General features: G+C 61.5%; 1 pseudogene. It reads left to right on the plus strand.

What is annotated here, in order from left to right:
* A pseudogene (locus KBI52_RS00600) lies at positions 1–340 on the plus strand (calcium-binding protein); the annotation flags it as partial.

Here is a 340-nt window from a genome sequence, read left to right on the forward strand (position 1 = left end):
CGGCGGCGGCGGCGACATCTTCGTGTTCGACACGCGGCTCGGCACGTCCAGGACGGACCGCAAGGTGGCGTTCGACACGATTGCCGACTTCAACGTGAAGGACGACACGATCTGGCTCGACAACGCGGTGTTCAGGAAGCTGGGCAAGGGCTCGGAGCTCAGCCCCGGCCGGTTGAACAAGGCCTATTTCGAGATCGGCAAGGCCGACGACCGGAACGACTACCTGCTCTACGACAAGAAGACTGGCATTCTCTCCTACGACGCCGACGGATCGGGCAGCAAGGCCGCCGTCGAGTTCGCAAAGCTCGGCAAAAACCTCAAGCTCACTCACAAGGATTTC

This window comes from Microvirga sp. HBU67558, from assembly GCF_018069605.1.
Lineage (GTDB): Bacteria > Pseudomonadota > Alphaproteobacteria > Rhizobiales > Beijerinckiaceae > Microvirga > Microvirga terrae.